Origin of the sequence: Lachnoanaerobaculum sanguinis (assembly GCF_033242365.1) — a bacterium.
GTDB lineage: Bacteria > Bacillota > Clostridia > Lachnospirales > Lachnospiraceae > Lachnoanaerobaculum > Lachnoanaerobaculum sanguinis.
Genome location: NZ_BTHK01000004.1, coordinates 136,674 through 158,834, shown reverse-complemented (window position 1 = coordinate 158,834; position 22,161 = coordinate 136,674). Strand labels below are relative to the sequence as shown.

Here is a 22,161-nt window from a genome sequence, read left to right as displayed (position 1 = left end):
AAGGAGGATTAGAGGATGTTTTGTCCTAAGTGTGGTCAACAGATTAGAGACGGACTGAAGTTTTGCACCAAATGTGGAGCACCGTTGATGCAGTATGGTAACAGCAACGGCAGCAAATCATCAGGGGTAGACGATAAAAAGGAAGTTAACAATGGTGGAGTGCCAAACGTTTCTCAGAGTGTAGAAGTAGACAATGATGAGACGAAAATTATACTTAATAAGAGAGATAACGGAAGCAACCGTCAGAAGGAATACACTCCGCCTGAGTTTACTATGCCAAGTAATACCAACAACAAAAAGCAAAAAAAGGATAAGGCGAAAAAGAAAAAGAAGTCAAATCCTGTTGTAAAGATAATAGTAATATTGCTTATACTTTTGATATTGGGCGCAGTAGGTACTACAGTATGGTTTTTTGGTGGAGTAGACATAATTACAGAGAGTTTAGGTATTGAAACACTGTTTAATAACAGTAAATCTGACAAATCAGATAAGTCACAATCAGATGATAATGATGATAAAGTCAGTGTAAAGCATGAAAAACCTAAAAAGGGAGATAAGACAAATACAGATATATCAAGTAGCAGTGAAGAGTCATCGACACAGGATAATACACCACCTACAGTTGCGTCTGATTTTGCAAATACTCAACCGACAGCTTTAGCAAGTAGTGAATATATAATTCCTGATAGTGATACGAGATTGTTGGAGGAAAAGGATATAGAAGGTTTTAGTGCGGAGCAGTGTCGTTTGGCAAGAAATGAACTATATGCAAGGCATGGCAGAATATTTGATGATGCATCTTTGCAAAGTCATTTTCAAGCATGCAGCTGGTACCATGGAACAATACCGGGATCAAGTTTCAGTGAGTCAATGCTGAGCGATGTGGAAATTAAAAACAGAGATTTTATATTGACATATGAAAAGAAAATGGGGTATAGACAATAATATTTTTAGGAGGAATATATAGTGGCAAAGTTTTGTGAAAATTGTGGTGCGGCCATGTATGATGGAGATTTGGTATGTGGGCAGTGTGGTGCACGTGTAGGTAGTGAAGGAAAAGTAGATCCTGAAGTAAAGGCGGCAGTCATAGATGAGCAACCGAATGTGATGAATGAAGAGCCGAAGGTGCCAAATACAAATAATAAGAACAAATCACTTATAGGAAAAATTGTTTGCATAGTAGTGGCATTATGTGTTGTGGCAGGAATAGTAAATATAGTAAGATCTTCATCAAGCTATGATAGTGTACTCAAAAAAATGGTTAAGTCAATAAAAAACGAAGATATTGATACTTTCATGAATATTTCAAGTCAGGTTGGTCAGGCTATCCACGATGAGGAATATGGTGAAGGTTCTTATGAATCAATGATTGAGAATTTTTTAGAGCAGAAGCTGGACAATTATGAAGATGAGGTAGAAGGAGAAGTAAAGTCTATAACATATAAGGTTAAGGATAAACAAGAAATTACAGAACGTAAACTTAAAAAAATGAAAGACTCTATATCTGATAATTATGGTGTAGATGCTGATGATATCAGTAATATGATAAACGTTACATTAAAGCTTAAAATAAAAGGAAAAGATGAGACGGCAAGGGATGAGATAGAAAATGTTGTCCTGATTAAAGAGAAAGGCAAGTGGAAAGTATATATAGACTACATGGATAAATTTAATTGATGACGTCCTAAAAAATGAAAGTCTCGAAGTAATATAATGGATTATTACTTCGAGACTTTTTATTGTATTATTCAAATACTAAGTCTATATTTTCTAATGTAAGTGTTTCGTGAAGTGTTTGAGAAGAGAATGTCAGACCAAGTTCACTTCTAAGTCTTCGCAGTTCAAATTGCCCTTCAAATTCTGTATCAAATGAACTGGAAGCTATAACATCAGGAAATGTATGAGATTTTTTATCATATTTATAATAATTAAGAATGTACTGTGAGTTTTCCACCTTAAGTGCTTCTATTACACCCTGAGTAGTGTTGCTGACAGCTCTCATATCAGCAATGCTGAACATCGTAGTCATTTTATTGTCAAATACTCCAAATATGGCTAATTTACCATAGTCTAATCCACCATAAATAATAAGGTCATCTACATGGTCACCGTTTGCATCCGATAATGCAAACTTCATACCTTGAGCTTCATTTCCGTCCCAACTGATATCATTAAGCTTATGAGTGTTATAGACTTGTAACAGGGCATCTTTATATACTTTTTTAAATATATTCCTTGATGAACTGTTATTTATATCAACTCCGGATATTGTACCGTCTGATGCAAGCGTATATCCGTCAACAGAAGAATTGACTGTCATCGCTCCGTCATCACCGAAATGATACCATACTCCATCAATTTGAATCCATCCTGTGGACATATCCCCGTTTTCTTTTAAGTAGTACCATACTCCATCAATTTGTTGCCAATCTGTGGAGATTTGGCCTGTAGAATCTCTATACCTATAGATACCGTTATTTAATTCCCATGAGTTGTTGGGATATTTATCTTTATCTAATTTTACAGAATATGTGGCAACAGAAACCTCATGTTTTGTTCCACTGTCATCGGTACAGTATGAACTTAGCTTGTAGTCACCATCATCGTCCAAAATAATAGGTGAAGTGTAGCTGACCTCTGTAGCTGACAATCTTTGGTTATCAGTTTCCAATGTGTAAGTAATATTATAGTTTTTTGCATTTGACAATGTGATAATTACCGGGTCGGAGAAATTACCTGATGAGGCTGAAAATCCGACGATATAATTTAATGAATCCAATTTTTCATCAATCTCTGCAAGCTTGTCTTTAGTTACTCCGTTTATCTGCTGTGCTTTTTTAAGAGTTTCCTCGGCCTCTGTTACTCTTCCTACTTTTGAAAATGCATCTGCCAAAAGTATATGAGCATCAACATTTTTCGGATCGATTTGTATCGCTTTTTGCAATGACAATATAGCTTCTTCATAGTCGGCAGACATAAGGTACTTATTGGCAAGTTTCAATTGTTTAGACACACGCATAGATGTTATTTGTGAACATCCTGTAAGACTTGTAATAAAAAATCCGGTGGTCAAAAGTGCTAATAGAATTTTTTTGTGCATAATACTCCTTCTTGTACAATACAACTCAACTGTTTATATAAGAATATTACTAAGTCAGTTGTTAGTCAATATTTTATCTATTGTAAGAAAAACTATATTATAGGTTATTTGGCATATAAAAAAGTGGATATACAGTATGGTATTGTAAAATAATATTGTAAATTTGAAAATAACTACAAGCATAACAATATATTATAGTATTGATATAGTATACATAATATAACAGAATATACATATATGAGTGTTAAATATTGAATAAATGTAATAATAGTATATAATTGTATTCGTGATTAGATATTTAATAGGAGATTTTATATGAAAAAGTTAGCGTTATGCATGGTTACATTACTGACGACTCTGTCTACAACATCTACTGTATTTGCGGGGCAATGGTATAAGGAAGGTTCATATTGGCGTTATACTAGAGACTACCAGTATGCAGTGCAAGATGATTGGATAAATGATGGCGGAGCTTGGTATTATATAAATCCAAGCGGATTTATGAGTACAGGATGGAAGGATGTAAAAGGTACATGGTACTATTTTGATGATGGAGGAAAGATGGCTGCAAATTGTTGGGTTGGCAACTACTATCTTGGTTCTAGTGGTGCAATGCTTACTAATACAACTACACCTGACGGATATAAAGTTGGAGTAGATGGAGCATGGATTTCCGGAAATAACGCAACTTCAGCTACAAAACAAGTGAGTCTAAATGAGGCAAAGGCTGCAGCAGCACTTGGAAAACATGATTACTATAAATATTGCAGTCAAGAACAAGCAAATCAGGCGGATGCTGTTGCAAGAAATATAGCTACAAGAGTATTGTCTGACGGATCTCTTACTACGGATTTAGATAAAATAAGGAAAGCATCGTCTATTATATATAGAGAATACATTGTTAATAATACATATGGAACAGATGCAAATAAATATTATAGGGGACCGTATGGAGTGTTTATAGCCGGAATTCATACTTGCGCAGGTGGTGCCAGAGCACTTGGTAGAGTACTTGATTTTATGGGTTATGATTGGGAACATGCCAATCCGAATCAGTGGACTCATCAATGGTGTATTGTAAATATGGACGGTAAAACAGGATATGCCGATGCTATGGGATACGGCTGCGGATTCGGCACACATCCGTACATTTCAGGTGATATGAGCCAAGTTACTGAAGATATGATGAGGGGACTATATTAATAGGAGTAAAAAGATGAAAAGATTGCTTAATAAAGTGGTAGCTGCAGTATGTATAATGGCATTATCTATGCCCATATGTTCATATGCGGATGTTGATTACAGCAGCGTATTGAATGACGGAAAGACATTCAGTGATAATTGGAAGTTGGGTGCCGACAATCAGTGGGGATATTATAAGGACGGTCAGCTTGTAAAGAATGCACTCATAATAGATCACGATAATGAATATTATGTTGATGCAAACGGAAAAATGATTACAGGTTTGATTTGTAATAAGCCTAATTTTATGCCTGATAAATTGCTTTACGGTTTTTTAGATGACACAAAGGGTAGCGGTACTTATGGAAGAGAATTATCTGACGGAGATATGTACAGGGGTATTAAGATATCCATGGATAAAATAAGGTATGGAAGTGGAGAACATGAATATCTGGAGACTCTAAGTGAAGCCACTTTAAAAAGTTTGGAAGGTCTCGGATACAATAAGGCCAACGCATATAATTGTGGTGGCAGTGATATGATAGGAATAGATGCCGATGCTGAGAGATATGAAGCACTTAGAAAGGCCGACCAAGATGTAAGAATTGCTGCAGAAGATGCGGCACGCCAAGCAAGAATAGCTGAAAGAGGCTATAAGACCATGGAAGATTTATTGGCTGAAGCAGGTTTGTATCCTGCAGGCAGCGCACATCTTAGATAGTAAATTTAATCGACTGTCATCTTATGAAAGACATATGGTGGCAGTCTTTTTAGGCTTAAAATATTGTATTCCGACGATATAATTTGTATACTGAGATTGGTTTTAGATTATTTGAGGTTTGGAAGGTGGATTATGCTGAAAATTTTTACGGAGATATGAAAGAGTCTATTTATAATACGGCATCTTATTTTAAGTATGATTACGAAGATGATTGGATAGTGGACCCGTTTGTAAAAGAGATGATTTATGATGTAGATAAGTCGGTTGTTTTAGACAGTGGAGTGATAGACAGTCCTGTCTTAGGCAAAATACCTCCAACAGGCTTATCAGGTGGAGTAAAGACATTAATCTTGGATTAATATTGAACACAAACCAAATAGTACATACAAAAATGGAACTTGTAAGTATATCAGATAAATTTGTATAGAAAAGATAAACTGTTCAGGGGGGCTTACCCCCCTTATTTTTAATTATACTTATAGAATCCTTCACCTGCATTTACTCCGGTTTTACCTTCGGCAATATACTTTTCAAGGATTGCTTTTATCGGACAGAATGAGTATAAGCTATAACTGTTTTGAGTGATGGTTTCTTTTACTTGACATAATGAGTTCCTCCTAAGGTTTATTATATAACAAATAAGGAAATATCTCATTTTGTTTTGTAATAAATATATTCTAGCACCATATAGACTATATGAATGATTTTAATTAATAATACACTTAAATAAAATAAGTCTCGAAGTAAGAAAACATATTATTACTTCGAGACTTTTATTTATTATTCAAATACCAAACCGATATTTTCCGATGTAAGATCTTCGTGAAGTGTTAGTGTGGAGAGTGTTAGACCAAGTTCACCTCTAATTCTCCTAATCTCAAACTGTCCTTCAAACTCTGAATCAACCGAGGTTGAAGCTACAACATTAGGAAATGTATGAGAATTTTTATCATATTTATAATAATTAACCGAATATTTTGAGTTTTCCTCTCTAACTACTTCTAATATACCTTGAGTGGTACTGCTGACCGCTTTCATATCGTTAACAGTAAACATTGTAGTAAGTTTATCTCCGAATACTCCGAATATAGCTAATTTACTATAATCAATTCCATCATATATAATGAGGTCATCTACATGGTCACCGTTGGTATCTGCTAATGCAAATTTCATGCCTTGAGCTTCATTATTGTCCCAGCTGACATCATTAAGTTTATGATTATTATAGACTTGTAACAGAGCATCTCTATATATTTTTTTAAATATATTTCTTGATGAACTGTTATTTAAATCCACTCCGGTTATTGTACCGTCTGAACCAAGTGTGTAGCCGTCCACAGAAGTATCTATTGTCATTGCCCCGTCATCACCGAAATGATACCATACTCCGTCAACTTGAACCCATCCGGTTGCCATATCACCGTTTTCTTTTAGGTAGTACCACACTTCGTCAATCTGTTGCCAACCTGTAGCAATATGCCCTGAAGCATCTCTATATCTGTAGATACCGTTATTTGACTCCCATGAGTTATTTGGATGTTTTTCTTTATCCAGTTTTATCACATATTCGGCAACAGAAACCTCATGTTTTGTTCCGCTTTCATCTGTACAGTAAGAACTTAATTTATAGTCACCGTCCTCATCCAGAATAATAGGTGATGTGTATTCCGCTTCAGTAGCTGAAAGCCTTTGGTTATCGGTTTCCAATGTGTATGTTATATTATAGTTTTTTAGATTTGATAAAGTGATAATTACAGTATCCGTAAAATCACCCGATGAAGTGGAAAATCCTACAATATAATTTAGAGAATCCAACTTTTCATCAATCTTGGCAAGTTCATCCTTGGTTATCCCCTCTATCTTCTGTGCCTTTTTCAGGGTGTCATCAGCCTCTGTGACTCTTCCTACCTTTGCAAATGTATCTGCCAAAAGTATATGTGCACCGACATTTTTAGGATCGATTTGTATTGCTTTTTGCAATGCCAATATAGCTTCTTCATAGTCGGCAGCTACAAGATACTTATCTGCAAGTTTCAATTGCTTTGACACACGCATTGATGTGATCTGTGAACACCCTGTAAGCCCGGTAATAAGAAATCCGGCTGTCAAGAGCGTTAATATAAATTTTTTGTACATAATACTCCTTATTGTATAATACAACTCAACTGTTTATATAAGAATATTACTAAGATATGGGTTAGTCAACATTTTAAGGGATGTAATAAAAACTGTTTTTTAGGTAATATATAATATAATAAGTAGGAATATATCGTGCAGTAATATGAAAATATCACACAGATTAAGAATGTAAATACATAATATAACTATATGACATAAGATAACAGGGTTATCATAATATAAAGTAATATATAAGATTATATTGTTAAAATCATAATATATGATAACATATATATTAGAAAAAAATAATGTATTTGTAAGCGGAATAATATTCATGATTTGACAAATATAGTTGGAGAGGTTTTGTAATGGAACTTATAGGGAAAGTGTTGGCAAAAAGATATACAATAGTTGAAAAATTGGGACATGGCGGATATGGAGATGTATACAGAGCTTTTGATGCCAATTTGCAGCTTGATGTGGTAGTAAAAAAGCTTAAAGATCTGACAGAAAGTGAAAACGGAGGTCGTGAGGAAGTAGATGTTTTAAAGCAACTACATCAGGAAAATCTACCTACAGTATTTGATTTTTTTGTGGAAGACGGACAGGCTTATACAGTTATGAGTTTGATTCCGGGACAGGACTTGGAGGAAGTTCGAGAGAAGTATCCGAGATTTAATCAAAAGCAGGTATTGTACTGGGCAAAGCAACTGGCAAGAGCATTGGCATATTTACATACCAGAAAGCCGAGTATAATTCATTCTGATATAAAGCCGTCAAATATTATGTTAAAACCGGACGGAGATGTATGTTTGATCGATTTTAATATATCACTGGCTATTACCGGAGATAACTCATATGCTACGGGAACAAGCAACGGATTTTCACCTCCCGAACAATACCCGGATTTCGGGTTCTATTTAGAAGAAACGGGAGCACAGTTATACAATAATGAATATGATGACAGGACATCTCAGGCAGTTACAATAATGAGAAATACTATAGGAAACGGTATTGATGAGAGATCGGATATATACAGTTTGGGAGCTACTCTATATACACTGATAACAGGAAAGAAGCCCAGCAGTCATTATTGGAATAATGAATCTATTTTAGATAAAAATGTAAATATAAGCCCGGGATTTGCACATATTATAGATAAGATGATGCAGCTAGATCCGGATGACAGATATCAAAACGGTGTAGAACTTTTAGATGCTCTGGACAATATCATTGAATTGGATGACAGGTTTATAGAGCTGAAGAGGAAAAGGAGAGGACATAGAGCTATAACTTTTCTTATGTTTGCAACATCTGTTTGCCTTATGGTATCCGGATATTTTATTAGAAGAAGAGAATTGGATATAGAATATAATTCTGTAATAAATGAAATTAGAGACAATATAAGTAACGGAGACTATGATATAGACAGTTTATTGGATGAAGCACAGAGTATATTACCGAAAAGAATAGATGCGTATGAGGCAAAGATTGAGAGTTTATATAAGTCAGGAAAGTACAATGAATGTATATCATATGGTACTGATGCTATAGACAGTCCTAAGTATGATGTAATCACTAAAGATGATAAAGACAGTCTTGGAAATATGTTATATATAGTTGGAAATGCTTATTATGAAAATGAAGATTATTCGAGTGCAATTGCAAACTTCCAAAAGGCTATAGAGTATAATACAACCAATCCTTTATTCTACAGAGATATATCTATTAGTGAAGCTAAGAACGGAAATACCGAAGATGCTATAACATATCTGAATTATGCCGTTGATCATGGACTTGAGGAAGATTCAATCCAGATGGCAAAGGGAGAGATAGAATTTTCAAAGTCAAATTATGATTTGGCAATAGAAAGTTTTGAAAGAGCTTTTGAGCTGAGTACTGATGACAGTGTAAAAAGAAGAGATATGGTTCTTGAGATAAATACATATAAGAAGATGGGTAATGAAAGTGTAGACAAAGCTATTGAATTTATGAAGAATAGGGAAGGAGAATTTGGAGACAGCAGTCCTTATTTGATTGAAAGTATGGCGGATATGTATGCACGAAAGGGTGATTATCAAAATGCGGCTACATACCTTTCCAAATTGAAGAATATGGGAGATATCTCTCTTAGGACATACAGTAATATAGCAATTGTTTATCAGAATATGGGAGATATGTCTAATGCCAGGACATATCTAAATGAAATGATTGATACGTATCCAAATGAATATGAATCATATATGAGATATGCAATGTTTGAAGCGGATGAACAAAGCAGACTGCCAAATGAGTCCAGAAATTATTCGGATTTTGCAAAGTATTATAATAAAGCTGTGGAGTTATATCAAAATGCGAAAGCGGATGATGTAGAGATGAAAAAGCTTTCATCTATGGCGGAACAGCTTAAAAGCGGCGGTTGGTTCAGATAATTGATGAGGTGAATTATGGTTGGAATATATTTTATGTTAGGTGGAGCTGTACTGTTTGTAATTACAATTATAGTTGCAGTTATATTTGGAGTGAGTGATTCATTTGCCAAAAAAGAGATGAGGGAATACATAGATGAACAATACTAAAATAAGAAACAAATTGCCGGCTTTATCAGTGTTTGTATTTATATTCACTATACTTATGCTTTTTTGTGTGAGTGCACAGGAGATGGGTGATATTATGTCATCATATGTCGGCAAAGACAGTATAAGTTTATATGTACAGGGCAAAAGTGATATGAAAGTCACAGCTCAGATAGGTACTAAGGAAATAAAGGATGTAGATGTAGTACCGCTTAGTGATACTGAAAAGATAGAGACATTGATATTGGTAGATAACTCCCTATCTACTACAGAGGAGAGCAGACCGATAATAACAGAGCTGTTGACAGGGGTTGTTGGAAATAAATTGCCTAATGAATCGATATCTGTTGCAACCTTTTCAAAAAACATAGAATATAAGGTAAATGATACAACAGACTATACACAGTTAAAAAATGCTATAGATTCCTTGGAGTATAAATATCAAGATGCATACCTGCTGCCGGTACTTTATGATTTATCTAAGGAGTATGCTACAAAGGAAGAAAATATTTTTAGAAGAGTAATAATTGTTTCTGACGGTGCAAGCGATGAAGAAATCGGTGTCAAAGTTAGTGAGTTGTTAGCACAGTTAAATAAGAACTCATTTCCTATATATACATTTGGATGTAAGTCTGAAGACGGATCAAATAACGGAGATTTGGAGAATCTATATTCAATAGCAAGAACTACAGGAGCGGAATATTGGACTGTAAATGATATAAATAATCCTGATGAGATTTCCTCACAATTCTCTAAAAGATTGGTAGATATAGGTAGGGTAGATATTAAGGTACCGAAGTCATTGCAAGACGGCTCTGAAAAAGGTGTAAAAATTTCAATGATAAACGGTGGACTGAGCCTGGATGCATCTACTACCGTAAAGATGCCGTTCGGCTCATCTCAAAAGGATAAATCTTTACCATTTATCATAATAATTGTTATAGCAGTGTTAATAATATTATTACTTATAATATTGATTGTGAATCTTGTAAAGAAAAAAGATGACGGATATCAGCAAGTGTTGGACGATCTTCAAAATAAAGAAAAAAGCAGAAGCAATAGTCAAATGCAGGCTGAAAATGTTCAAAGACAGAATACTCCTGCACCTATAAATCGTGACAAGAGAAATGTCAGAGACAGAGTATATGCAGTTTCGTCCAATACACCGAATAATTATGAAGCCGATATACAAAAAACACCTGAAACTCCTCAAAGAAGAGAAGATGACAATATAATCGAAAATGATAATTTCAGCAGGGCAGATACAAAACCTTGTAATGTAGGACAAAGAGAAAAAGTACCTACTATTGTCATAGAGGCGATGGGTAGGTCTTGGGAGATAAATATATCCAAGCCGATACTTATCGGTAGAGGTGATGATTTGGATATACAGTTAAGAGACAGGACTGTATCAAAAAAACATTGCATGATTTATTATGAAAACGGCAATGTATATATTAAAGACTTGAAGTCAAGTAATCATACCTTTATCGGAAGGCAAGATATTACTGAAACAGGAAGTTATCTTATTAAAGTAAATATGTTGAAGATGAGGTTAGGTGATGTAGATGTTATTGTTGAGGTAAGAAGATGATTTCAAGCTATGGTTTCAGTGAAATTGGTAACAGCAAAAAGAATATAAATCAGGATGCTATTTTTTACGATGATAACGGTAAAACAGGAATATTTGTGGTTTCTGACGGAGTTGGAGGTATGAAAAGCGGTGAAGTGGCTTCATCTAAAGTATGTAAAAAAATGGAAATTGCATGGAGTACTGTAAATAGCAATGAAATCAGTGATATAAAAGAAATTGTAGCCATTATAAAGGAAAAGTTAACAGAATGTCATGAGGAGATACTTTCAGAATACGGCAACGAGTGTGGTGCTACAGTTGTTGTATTGGTTATAAGCATTGGGCAATGTGCAGTAATATGGGCAGGTGACAGTAGATGTTATATGATGAACGGAAAGTCGAGGACATTTACAGCATTGACTAAAGATGATGTAGAGGATGAGAAAGACAGCAAGATAACGAATGCGATAGGATTCTTTTCTACTCCGATGCTTAATACCACATACTTAGATTATGACGGAAAGGCGGCATTTTTACTTATGAGTGATGGAATATATAAGTATGTGGAAAAAGAGTCAATATCCGATGCTGCAAGATTGAGCTTTGTATATGAAAAAGTACAGAAGGCATGTGAAAATTTAAAGAATGAAGCATATAAGAACGGTGCCGGAGACAATCTGTCACTGATTGCCGTGACTGCTATCAAATAGTATAAAAATTTTAAGTAAATTATATAAAGGAGTGCATAATGAACTTAGTTTTAACAGTTTATGGAATATCTGCATTTAAAGAATATCTCTTACCTTCTATGGATAATACTGATTACAGTATTGTAATTGAAGGTGCATTATTTGAAATAGGAGATGATATCAGTCTGAATCTGGAGGTAGTGGACAGAAAGTGGAGCATTGAAAGGTCGGAATACTATACAATAGAATCAGACTGCGAAGAGAGCGAGGTCTATAAGCTCAAAAACGGAGACAGAAAGACAATAGTATTTTCGTCAAACTATCAACTTGAATTAATTGTAAGTGAGGTATCAAACGACGCATTACAGACAGAAAAGTATGATATAAGTACATTGAATCAAATAAGTATAGGTCGAGATAGGTCTAATGATATATCTTATGACGGAATGAAGCTTGTGGGAAAATTTCATGCCAGTATATACAGGCGAGGCAACGAATTTGTATTAAGAGATAAATCAAAGAACGGTACATTTATAAACGGTCACAGAATAAAAGAATACGGAAAGGCAGATGATGCCGAGTGTGTACTTATATTCGGAGACTGCATAGATATTTACGGATTAAGACTTATCTATATGAAAGACTTCCTTGCAATAAGAAATAAGAACGATGCCGTTATATCAAACAATCTTGTAAAAGTAGATGTGAGAGATTATGTAGCAAAAGTAAATGTGAAGAGCGAAGATAATAAGCTTTTTCACAGATCGCCAAGATTTATTCCGGAAATAGATACCGAACCTATTGAGATAGAAGGACCTCCTGATGAGAGAAGAACAGAAAAGAGACCATTATACATGGTTATAGGTCAACCACTGACAATGATGATTCCTATGGTGCTTGGAACCACTTTGATGAGTTTTTCCAGAGGTGGAAACAGTGCGTTTATGTACACCGGAATTATAACATCTGTGGGTTCGGCCGTAATAGGCACTATTTGGGCGCTTACAAATATGAGTCATGCAAAGAAAATGGATAAAGAGTACAATGAAAAAAGAGTTAGAAAGTATGGAGATTATCTGAATAAAGCGCGTGAAGAAGTAGTAGATAAGTATAATAAAAATACAAAAGCATTGGAGGAGATATACTCTTATTTTGCTCCTTTAGATATAGAAGCAAGTGGTAAACTTTGGAACAGAAATAATCGACATACAGATTTTCTAAGCCATAGAGTCGGAATAGGAGAAGTGGATTTTCAGGCTGAAATAGTTGTACCTAAGGAAAAGTTCAGTTTGGATTATGATGAACTTGAAGAAAAGGCAAGAGGTATAAGACATGAGTATAGCAAACTGAGAGATGTTCCGATATGTGTAGATCTTTTAAACAATAAGCTTATCGGTGTCATCGGAGGAGAGAGAAAGACAGGGTGCTTTCAAATAATGAATAATCTTGTTGCACAGATAGTATCTGCAAACAGTTATTTTGATGTTAAAACAGTCTTTTTGTATGATGACAGTAAAGAAATAGATAAGGATAAGTGGGAATTTGCAAAATGGTTGCCACATAGCTGGTCTGATGACAGAAGTACAAGATTCATAGCAGGCAATAAAAATACAGCAGGAGAAGTTTGCTATGAGATAGCCAGGGTTTTGCGAGGAAGGATTGAAAATAATGATGTGGAAGAAGAAAATATAAGTTTGAAGCCACATTATATTATATTTATTGAAAACAGTAAGCTCTTAGAAGATGAGATTATAGCAAAATATATTTATGATCCATTGCTTAAGTGTGGAATCACATCAGTATTGATGGTGGAGAATTATGATGATCTTCCTAATGAATGTGAGTATATTATTGAGAATACTACGAATTACTCAGGAATATATGATGTACAAAAAATAGATAAGCGAGTAGATGTAAGGTTTGACAAGGTATATGACTATGACCTGTTGGAGTTTGCGAGACAGCTTTCAAAGGTTCGCCTTGAAGAAGCCGGTGTAGACGGTGAAGTTCCGTCAATGCTTACATTTTTTGAAATGTATAATGTAAAGAAGCCGGAAGAACTTAAAGCTATAGACAGGTGGAAAAAGGGAAGAACATATGAAAGCATGAGAGCTTTGATAGGACAAAAAAGTGGATGTCAAGATATGTATCTTGACATAAATGAGAAATATCATGGTCCTCACGGTCTGTTGGCAGGTACTACAGGTGCAGGAAAGAGTGAGACATTACAGACATATATGCTTTCACTTTCACTTAATTTCAGTCCGGATGATATCGGATTTTTCGTTATTGATTATAAAGGCGGAGGAATGGCAAACCTTTTCGACAAGTTGCCACATATGATCAATCAAATATCAAATCTTTCCGGAAATCAGGTAAGAAGAGCCTTGGTATCTATAAAGAGTGAAAATGTAAGAAGACAGAAAATTTTCAATGAATATGGTGTCAACAATATAGATAAGTATACAAAACTGTATAAAAACGGCGAGGCTAAAGTTCCGGTACCACATCTTATAATAGTCATTGACGAGTTTGCACAGCTGAAGAAAGAACAGCCTGATTTTATGCAGGAGATAGTAAGCGTATCACAGGTAGGAAGAAGCCTTGGAGTACATCTTATACTTGCTACACAAAGACCTAGCGGAGTTGTAAGTGAGGATATAAGAAGTAATACCAAGTTTAAGGTTTGTCTTAGAGTGCAGAGCAAAGCGGACAGCTCAGAGGTGCTTGGAAGAAGTGATGCGGCCTTTATAACTCAGTCCGGTAGAGGCTACCTACAAGTAGGTAGTGATGAAGTATTTGATTTATTCCAAACTGCATGGAGCGGGGCGGAGTATGACGATATGGAGACGGATGATAATCTGGAGATTGCAAAAATGCTTTCAGAGAGTGGTAAGCCTATTATTGTCGGTTCCGTTAAGAAAAGAAAGAGAGCTGAAGCGCAGGCAGAGCGTTGGATTGATTCATTAGTGAATATTGTTGACAGATCTTTAGCAAATCTAGGGTTGAAACTTGAAGAAGTTAATACCGACGTACAAAACAGTACAGTATTAATGGACAGTATTTTTGATTTGATTACCGCCGAGAATATCATATATGAAAGAAATACATATAATGAGAAAAAGATGCTGAATCTTATAGATTTATATAAGAATGTAGCGAGTATGAGAGGCGGTAGTACAAATATTGCAAGGGATTTGATTGCAGTGGCAAGTTTGACCGGTGTGAAATTACCTGATATGGCAAAGCACAGTCAGTTGGAAGCGGTAGTAGACTATTTGGCAAATACAGCTGCAGAAAACGGGTATAACAGAGATTTCAGCCTATGGATGCCGCTATTACCTGAGATGCTTGAACTTGACGATTTACCGGGTTATAAAGAGTCTGTATTTGACGGAGTAAGTTATAAGGACAAAAACGGACTGGGAGTAATGGTCGGACTTGTGGATGATATAGAGAATCAGGGACAATATCCTTTGGTAGTCGATGTTGAGAAGAGTGGAAATACTCTATTGTATGGTGGTGTTTCTACCGGAAAGACTACATTTATGTGTACTTATATCTACTCTTTGATAAGTACTGTCTCGCCGGAAGATGTCAGACTTTATATAGCATCATACAGCAACGATTCCTTGGCATGGTTTGCGGATGCACCGCATATAGACAAGTTGATTAAAAGAGACAGTGATACAAATCTTAAAGAGAGTCTGCTTGTTGATATTGTCAGAGAGATGGAAATGCGAGATGAAATGTTTGAAGGTGAAAACTTTGAACAGTACAATAAGCATAACCCTGAGGATAAGTTACCTTCAATAATAGTTTTGATAGATAATGCTAATGACTTTATAAAGGATGTACCGAATTCTAAAACAAATATATTGAAGATACTTCAGAGAGGAATGAATCTGGGAGTATATGTGGTTGTTTCAGTAGTAAAAAATGATTTTGAGGGATTTAATTCTGCGATGTCAGAATACTTCAGAAATGTAATAAGTTTGGTACAGAATGATAAATTTGACTATGTATGTTCCATGAGAATAAAGAATCCGGATATACTGCCGGATGAAAATGTAAAAGGAAGAGGACTTTGCAAATTAGGTGACAGGACAATGGAGTTCCAGACTGCTGTGCCGTATGGCAATATTGATGATATCAGCGAAAAGATAAAGTCAAGATGCAGGGAGTTAAACGGTAGTGTTGAATCAGATGAACTTAAAGATAGGGGAATAAAGAAAAGACGAATTACAGGGGAACTGCCTAAAACTTTAGCCGAGTTTGCCGATATAAGTAATGTGGCTAAAAGTATGGAAAAGGGTGATTTTATACCTGTAGGATATACGGATGATATTGCACATGAGATAGCAGGTATAAATCTTCGCAGAGTATATAAGTATGTATTTATGGGCAGCAATTTAGATGAGGCTGATAACGGCTTCAATGTAGCGGTATCAATGGCGGCAAAGCTCGGTGATGTATTCATATTTGATTTTGAAAAGAAATCTGACAGGTTAGCTGTGAATATAGGCGCAAAGCTTGTGGATAATCCAAGTGATGCAGTTGATGAGATGATAAGCTCATATATGAAGTTGGTAGTACCTTATAGAGATAGAATATTAAAATTTATAGCCGATAATAATATCGATACCGAAAATCCTAAGGATGCAGATTTGCTTTACGACTATATATTTGAGAAAAATAAAATCAAAAAAGTATTTTGGTGCATCAGGAACTTGAAAGATTTTGTAAAAGGAATCAACAGTATATGTGAAGCGGAAGATAAAAAGATTATTGAAGTCAAAAAGCAAAAAAGACTTGAATATAATGAAAAGAAGGCATCAAATCCTGATATGGAAGAAGTGACAGACGCAATGCTGAATAATATGATAGAAAAAGTTATATCAAGAGATGCTATAAACAAAGCAAACTGGGTTAAGTCACTTACAAAAATAGCAAGTATATACTGTGCAAGAAATTTGTTTTGGATAGTAGAAAATACTGAAACAGATTTGGTAGATTTGGGACAAAGAGCCAGAAGCCTATTTGAAGCAATCAGATCCGACAGGACTTTAATGAAAGATGACGGTACAACTATATTAACACTTAAAGATGTTATAGGAATGCAGTTTGGAGGTAAAGTCGTAGACTACGGCAAATACAGCATGAACGGACTACCGATTAATGAAATTTCAGGAGAACTTAGATCAGGTGTAGGGTTTACAACCAAGACTGATTTTTCCAAGTCAGCCGGTATTGTAGTTGTACCAAAAGCGGAATATATAGGCTAGTTGGGGTGAAATATGGTTTCGGTTGTCATTGTTGATTCTGATGTAAGTGAATCCGATGAAATTGAAAATATTATCAGACGTATAGCTGCTGTAAGATTTGATAATGAATGGAAAATAATAAAAATCAAATCTTGTAATGACTTTGAAAAACTGATAGAGAACAGACATACGATAGATATTCTGATTTTTGAGGTTGAAGGGAAGATAGAATATCTTGCAAGATATAGGTCTGAATGTTCAAAAGCTATACTTATGTTATTGGCATCAGATAAGACATCACCGATGTATTATCTGATGCCCGGTATTAAGGCGGATTCATTGGTAGTTAGACCATGTGAGCATAGTAAAATTAAAGATAGAATTATGGATTTACTTCTATTCGGATATGAAAAGAGAAAAAATGATTGCGAGTTATTTGCTATGCGCTGCCAAGAGGGTATCACAAGAGTTCCTATAGATGAAATACTTTATTTTGAAGCAAGAGAAAAAAAGATTTTTGCAAGGACTTTGAATGAGGAGTATGGATTTTACGGAACACTTACAAAACTCATCTTGGAATTGCCCCAAAATTTTGTTAGGTGTCATAACGGGTTTATAGTAAATATTGATAAGACATGTTCTGTAAAAGTATCAAAGGGAGAAATATTACTTGAAGCTGATATAACAATACCTCTATCAAGAGGGTATAGGACTGAATTTAGAGATAAGTTTAAAGGAGCCAAGAATGAATTATAGTTATTTTAGCGAAAGTGAATTTAAAATACTCCTGTGTGCATGTGGTGCCGGTCAAATATATATTCCAACAAGTAGTAAAGCGATAACTCAATCAAAATACAATGAAGGTATTTTTTCGCTTTTGAAAAGAGGATTAATATTAAGAAATGGAGATGAATTCATAGTATCGGATAATATAAAGAAAGATTTTTATACGATAAAGGATGCTATAGAAGTAGTGGAAGTGGAGGATTCATCTAATTATCAGAATATTGCACTTTATATAACGAAAGAGATAACAACGATTGCACAAATTAGCAAAGCTTTAGACTTTTATATAAGGCTGGCATCAATAAAAACCGTAGATATTAGGGAATATCTTAAGAACTGTACGGAATACAAAGACTTTGTCTGTGCAAAAAGGTATGGAACAGTATGTAAAAACATTAGAATTGATTTGAACTCAGATTGTGATATTGTAGATTTCATTAGAAGTAGTGATAATATGGAGGAAAAATGGTAATAGTAGATATTTTTGTGCCAAGTTTGGATAAAACATATAATTTTATGCTTGATGAGAACAGTAAAGTTGAATTGCTCATGGTTGAAATCATAGAGATGATTGACAATCGAGAGGGACTTACAAGTTCTTATGCAGAGGGCAACTTTGCCCTTTGTGACAGAGATAAGGAGATAGTATTGGATCCTAATAAAAAATTAGGGGAACAAGGAATTGAAACAAGTGCCAATTTGGTACTTGTATAGGTTGATTATCAAAAAAAGCGGCAGTATATCAGCTTTATATTACAAATGGAGTGGAATATATTATTATAGTTTTTAGATTAGAATGTTTATTCCACATTTAAAGTATAGAAATCAAAATTAAGGGGTTGATATTATGACAGATGATCAAAGATATATGTTATTACAACATGCGATATATGAAATATCAAAAAAACCGATGAAGGTGGGTACGACTGTAGGAGACTGGATCAACAGTTTGAATAATAACAGTGATAATGTGTTGAAAGCAATAAGGAGCGACAGCGAACTGATGAAAATGCAGATATCCGCAACACATCAGATGGATGGACATGCCAGCGGATACACTGCAATATTGGTAGAACCTAGTACAAAGAAAGCTCTCGTAGTGTGTAGGGGCAGCAGTACAGCCAAAGACTGGGGAGATAATGTACGACTTGCTAAGGATGGTGACGGAAGTGACGGAGTATCATCAAGACAACAGGAATCAGTGCTTAAGTTCTATCAAGACTGGCGCAAAAACCAAGGTAAGGAATACAATGATATTGTAGCCATGGGACATTCAAAAGGTGGCAATAATGCTACATATTTGACTATTATGGACGACAGTATAAGAAAATCATTTACAGTTAATGCCCCGGGATTTAGTGATAAGTTTTTTGAAAAATATAGGGACAGAATAGAGAAAAACGGATTAAAGGTCTACAATAACAACACAGAGAATGATATTGTGGGCACAATAATGAATCAAATCGGACACAAAAAGTATTATGCACAATTATCACATAACGGCTTTATCGATACTCATGGCGCTACAGCCATTATGGACTTTAATAATTTAAAACCCGGTGAGCCGTTCAAAATGCATGAAACGAAACAGAGTGAAAAAGCTAAGCAGTTTGACAGATTTTTCAATTCATTGATCAGAGATACAAAACAACCTACCAGGAATATTCTTCTTGAGACTTTAGCGAATATGGCAGATTCATTTAATATTGACAATTTAGGAGACATTTCAAAAATTGCTTTAATGATATCACATTTCACTACTACACTAGCCGTAGCTACTGCAGTAGCTGCATATTTTTGTGATTATATAGGAACATATGCTGCTAACCATCCGGGATTTTGGGATACATTTGAATGGTATTTAGGCAAGTCTAAATATAGTTCTGAAGATATAGAAAAAGGCATAAAAAGGATGAAAATCTTATGTAATGCTGCTTCAAAAGTCGAAAATGAAAATATATCGGCAACAGAAAGTAATCCTAGGACAAAAATCTTAAGAAATGCTCTTTTAAAAGCTGAAAATGAAAGAATTTCGGAAAACGAAAGGGATTTGCAAGTAAATTACCGTAATGTAGATGTGGGTTCATCAGCATTAAGTGTAAAAAGTGTTTTTATGAATACGGATGTATTAAGTAGCGGTACCGGAGATTTAAAAAATATAAAAAGCTCTTTGTACGGACTGGTAAATAAGATAAACTTTACTGCATTTAATAATGATCAGAGGTTTAACCGTAAGTTTGCAAATAAAACAGGTAATCTTGCAGAGAAAATACAGAATTTGTCATTCGGCATAAACACAATGTCTGATATATTGTCTAATATCAGTCAAGGCTACAGTAATGTAGAAGAAAATATTAAAGCAAACCTCAACAATATGAAATTTTAGCAGTAATGTCATTTATCATAAAAAAGTGTAAGCTGTCATAAGTTGCGGATTTGTGTATTTATATATTGTAGTATAGTGACAGAAGGGAGCAATAATGCTAAATATAAAAGTTGAGAAGCTCCTAGAGAATATACCGGAAGTACAGGATGTGAATGAGAGGCTGAAAGATACGGCTACAAAAGTTGAAACTATAGGAGACAGATTGAAGAGCCAATCAGCACTTGTAAAACATTCACAAAGGACTATAGAACTGGCAGACAGGTTTAGAACGATATCGAGCTGTTTTGATAAGATTGAAGAATTGAAAGACTTTATCAGAGCCTATCAAGATGCTGAGGATGATATTGTTACAAGGTTGAAAGTATCATATTCCGATATAACACTTAAAAAGGTGGCTATAGCGGAAGAGATGAAAGATATAGATATGATTAAACTGAAATTCAAATAGGAGATTTATATGGGTGGAGAGTTGAATATAAATTATACGGAACTCTTGGAAAAATCTGATATAGCGGAAAATTATTGTGCAGACCTAAGAAAAAATATGGGATGTTTATATGATGCCGTAAATAAGTTAAATGGTGGATGGGAATCACCGTCTAAGGAAGAGTTTGTAAAAGTGTTTAGAGAAGATTTTAAAAAACTTGAGATGATGGCGGAGAATATGATAAAGATGTCCGGTTGTATCAGATATGCTATTGATGCGTATCAAAAAACAGAAAGGCAGGTCAGCAATTTTATTGATGAGATGTAATGGTAGGTGTATTTATGGATGATGTAAGGATTACTGCAAATACTGAGGTGATATCAAGACAAGCAGGGGAACTGAAGCACTATTGTGATGAGGTAAGTAAGGACTTTCAGACCATACAGAATGCAATCTTAGATACTGTAAACTGTTGGAAAGGCAGTGCGGGGGAAGCACATAGAAGTAAGATGACGGAGTTTGCAGAAGAGATAAGCAGATGTCTTAAAGAGATAAGTACCTACCCTGATAAACTTGGAATAATAGCTACAGAATATGCCAATGAAGATATCGAAGAGGTAAATACATTAGAAAGTGATATCAAGATTTGATAATATCGGAGGAAATATGAGCTTAAATATTGATGTAGATATTACACAAGCAAATGAAGAGCTTGAGGGACTGAGGGAAGCCAAAAGGTCATTAGAAAAAATTATTGATGACTATGTAAACGTCGGTAATAAAATGAAGGAGAATTGGTCAGGCGAAAATGCAGATAAATTCTTCAACGTAAAGTACAAAAGATACTTGGATAGACTTAGAGGCGCAAATGATGAGCTGAAAAAGCTTATTAAAGATATAAAGAGAACAATTGATTATATTATAGAAATAGAAAGGAAAAATGTTGATATTGTGGAAAATCAGAGAAGATAGTACACAGTATTATAATAAATAAAACTATTAGGAGGATAATATGGAGGTTTTTAAGGACATAGCTAAGATGCAGGAGGTTGCTGCAGCACTTTCAGGAAAAAACAAAGAATTTTATGACAGCTTTACAGAGCTTGGTGTAAAATTAAAGACATTGGATGAGCAATGGGAAGGTGATGACAAGCAGGCATTGATGACACAAATTAATGGAGATTATAAGGTTTATGCCGAGTTTTATGACATAGTAAACAAGTTTGTGGCACATCTTAATGAAGTAATAGAAAAAACTTTGGGAAATGAAAAGAATAATATTGCAATAGTAAACAATAGAGGATAAGAGCGTTTAAATTGTGAGGGATAGATAAGAATA

20 protein-coding genes and 1 pseudogene are annotated in these 22,161 nt (G+C 34.8%); 19 read left to right on the top strand and 2 right to left on the bottom strand.

Annotated features, from left to right (window positions below; all coding sequences use genetic code 11):
• Window positions 1-15: 15 nt before the first annotated feature.
• Window positions 16-945 carry a YARHG domain-containing protein gene (locus tag SBH76_RS04170; RefSeq protein ID WP_317976886.1) on the top strand — a complete coding sequence of 310 codons (930 nt, stop codon included), beginning with the start codon at window positions 16-18 and terminating at the stop codon, window positions 943-945.
• A 21-nt stretch (window positions 946-966) separates the two neighbouring features.
• A complete protein-coding gene (locus SBH76_RS04165) occupies window positions 967-1,677 on the top strand; it encodes a zinc ribbon domain-containing protein (protein WP_317976885.1) in 711 nt (236 codons plus the stop codon).
• A 67-nt stretch (window positions 1,678-1,744) separates the two neighbouring features.
• On the opposite strand, the gene SBH76_RS04160 is transcribed toward SBH76_RS04165, so the two are convergent.
• Window positions 1,745-3,100, bottom strand: coding sequence for a tetratricopeptide repeat protein (locus SBH76_RS04160; protein WP_317976884.1), 1,356 nt, complete (start codon window positions 3,098-3,100; stop codon window positions 1,745-1,747).
• A gap of 315 nt (window positions 3,101-3,415) precedes the next feature.
• On the opposite strand from SBH76_RS04160, the gene SBH76_RS04155 reads away from it, so the two are divergent.
• From SBH76_RS04155 to SBH76_RS04145, 3 genes and pseudogenes are all read left to right on the top strand, one after another.
• Window positions 3,416-4,303: a cell wall-binding repeat-containing protein gene (locus SBH76_RS04155; protein WP_317976883.1), complete on the top strand. Its 888-nt coding sequence runs from the start codon at window positions 3,416-3,418 to the stop codon at window positions 4,301-4,303.
• Window positions 4,304-4,316: 13 nt separating this feature from the next.
• The gene (locus SBH76_RS04150; protein ID WP_317976882.1) at window positions 4,317-5,003 is read left to right on the top strand and encodes a hypothetical protein; all 687 of its coding nucleotides are present in this window, start codon (window positions 4,317-4,319) and stop codon (window positions 5,001-5,003) included.
• A gap of 155 nt (window positions 5,004-5,158) precedes the next feature.
• Window positions 5,159-5,356, top strand: a pseudogene (locus SBH76_RS04145) (DUF4869 domain-containing protein); the annotation flags it as partial.
• 427 nt (window positions 5,357-5,783) lie between these two features.
• Here SBH76_RS04145 and SBH76_RS04140 read toward each other — a convergent pair.
• Complete coding sequence (locus SBH76_RS04140) at window positions 5,784-7,139, bottom strand: tetratricopeptide repeat protein (RefSeq protein WP_317976881.1); 1,356 nt, start codon at window positions 7,137-7,139, stop codon at window positions 5,784-5,786.
• Between the two features lie 350 nt (window positions 7,140-7,489).
• Here SBH76_RS04140 and SBH76_RS04135 point away from each other — a divergent pair, with 350 nt between their 5' ends.
• The 14 genes from SBH76_RS04135 (at window position 7,490) to SBH76_RS04070 (ending at window position 22,128) form a co-directional block, all read left to right on the top strand.
• Window positions 7,490-9,553, top strand: coding sequence for a protein kinase domain-containing protein (locus SBH76_RS04135; RefSeq protein ID WP_317976880.1), 2,064 nt, complete (start codon window positions 7,490-7,492; stop codon window positions 9,551-9,553).
• 15 nt (window positions 9,554-9,568) lie between these two features.
• Window positions 9,569-9,700, top strand: a complete 132-nt coding sequence (locus SBH76_RS04130) for a hypothetical protein (RefSeq protein ID WP_317976879.1) — start codon at window positions 9,569-9,571, stop codon at window positions 9,698-9,700.
• Window positions 9,687-11,291 (top strand): FHA domain-containing protein, encoded by a 1,605-nt coding sequence (locus SBH76_RS04125; RefSeq protein ID WP_317976878.1) that lies wholly within the window; start codon window positions 9,687-9,689, stop codon window positions 11,289-11,291. Before SBH76_RS04130 ends, SBH76_RS04125 begins: the two co-directional genes overlap by 14 nt.
• The gene (locus SBH76_RS04120; RefSeq protein WP_317976877.1) at window positions 11,288-11,980 is read left to right on the top strand and encodes a PP2C family protein-serine/threonine phosphatase; all 693 of its coding nucleotides are present in this window, start codon (window positions 11,288-11,290) and stop codon (window positions 11,978-11,980) included. The genes SBH76_RS04125 and SBH76_RS04120 overlap by 4 nt, the downstream gene beginning before the upstream one ends.
• A gap of 38 nt (window positions 11,981-12,018) precedes the next feature.
• Window positions 12,019-17,244: a type VII secretion protein EssC gene (gene essC, locus SBH76_RS04115; protein ID WP_317976876.1), complete on the top strand. Its 5,226-nt coding sequence runs from the start codon at window positions 12,019-12,021 to the stop codon at window positions 17,242-17,244.
• A gap of 12 nt (window positions 17,245-17,256) precedes the next feature.
• On the top strand, window positions 17,257-17,979 hold the full coding sequence (locus tag SBH76_RS04110; protein WP_317976875.1) for a LytR/AlgR family response regulator transcription factor: 723 nt from the start codon (window positions 17,257-17,259) through the stop codon (window positions 17,977-17,979).
• Window positions 17,969-18,481, top strand: coding sequence for a hypothetical protein (locus SBH76_RS04105; protein ID WP_317976874.1), 513 nt, complete (start codon window positions 17,969-17,971; stop codon window positions 18,479-18,481). The genes SBH76_RS04110 and SBH76_RS04105 overlap by 11 nt, the downstream gene beginning before the upstream one ends.
• Window positions 18,475-18,723 carry a ubiquitin family protein gene (locus tag SBH76_RS04100; RefSeq protein ID WP_317976873.1) on the top strand — a complete coding sequence of 83 codons (249 nt, stop codon included), beginning with the start codon at window positions 18,475-18,477 and terminating at the stop codon, window positions 18,721-18,723. The genes SBH76_RS04105 and SBH76_RS04100 overlap by 7 nt, the downstream gene beginning before the upstream one ends.
• A 133-nt stretch (window positions 18,724-18,856) precedes the next feature.
• Window positions 18,857-20,395, top strand: a complete 1,539-nt coding sequence (locus SBH76_RS04095; RefSeq protein ID WP_317976872.1) for an Mbeg1-like protein — start codon at window positions 18,857-18,859, stop codon at window positions 20,393-20,395.
• A gap of 94 nt (window positions 20,396-20,489) precedes the next feature.
• Window positions 20,490-20,843, top strand: a complete 354-nt coding sequence (locus SBH76_RS04090; RefSeq protein WP_317976871.1) for a hypothetical protein — start codon at window positions 20,490-20,492, stop codon at window positions 20,841-20,843.
• Between the two features lie 9 nt (window positions 20,844-20,852).
• Window positions 20,853-21,149: a WXG100 family type VII secretion target gene (locus SBH76_RS04085; RefSeq protein WP_317976870.1), complete on the top strand. Its 297-nt coding sequence runs from the start codon at window positions 20,853-20,855 to the stop codon at window positions 21,147-21,149.
• A complete protein-coding gene (locus SBH76_RS04080) occupies window positions 21,149-21,472 on the top strand; it encodes a WXG100 family type VII secretion target (RefSeq protein WP_317976869.1) in 324 nt (107 codons plus the stop codon). Before SBH76_RS04085 ends, SBH76_RS04080 begins: the two co-directional genes overlap by 1 nt.
• Window positions 21,473-21,488: 16 nt before the next feature.
• A complete protein-coding gene (locus SBH76_RS04075) occupies window positions 21,489-21,794 on the top strand; it encodes a hypothetical protein (protein ID WP_317976868.1) in 306 nt (101 codons plus the stop codon).
• A 40-nt stretch (window positions 21,795-21,834) separates the two neighbouring features.
• Complete coding sequence (locus SBH76_RS04070) at window positions 21,835-22,128, top strand: hypothetical protein (protein WP_317976867.1); 294 nt, start codon at window positions 21,835-21,837, stop codon at window positions 22,126-22,128.
• The last annotated feature ends 33 nt before the right edge of the window (window positions 22,129-22,161 follow it).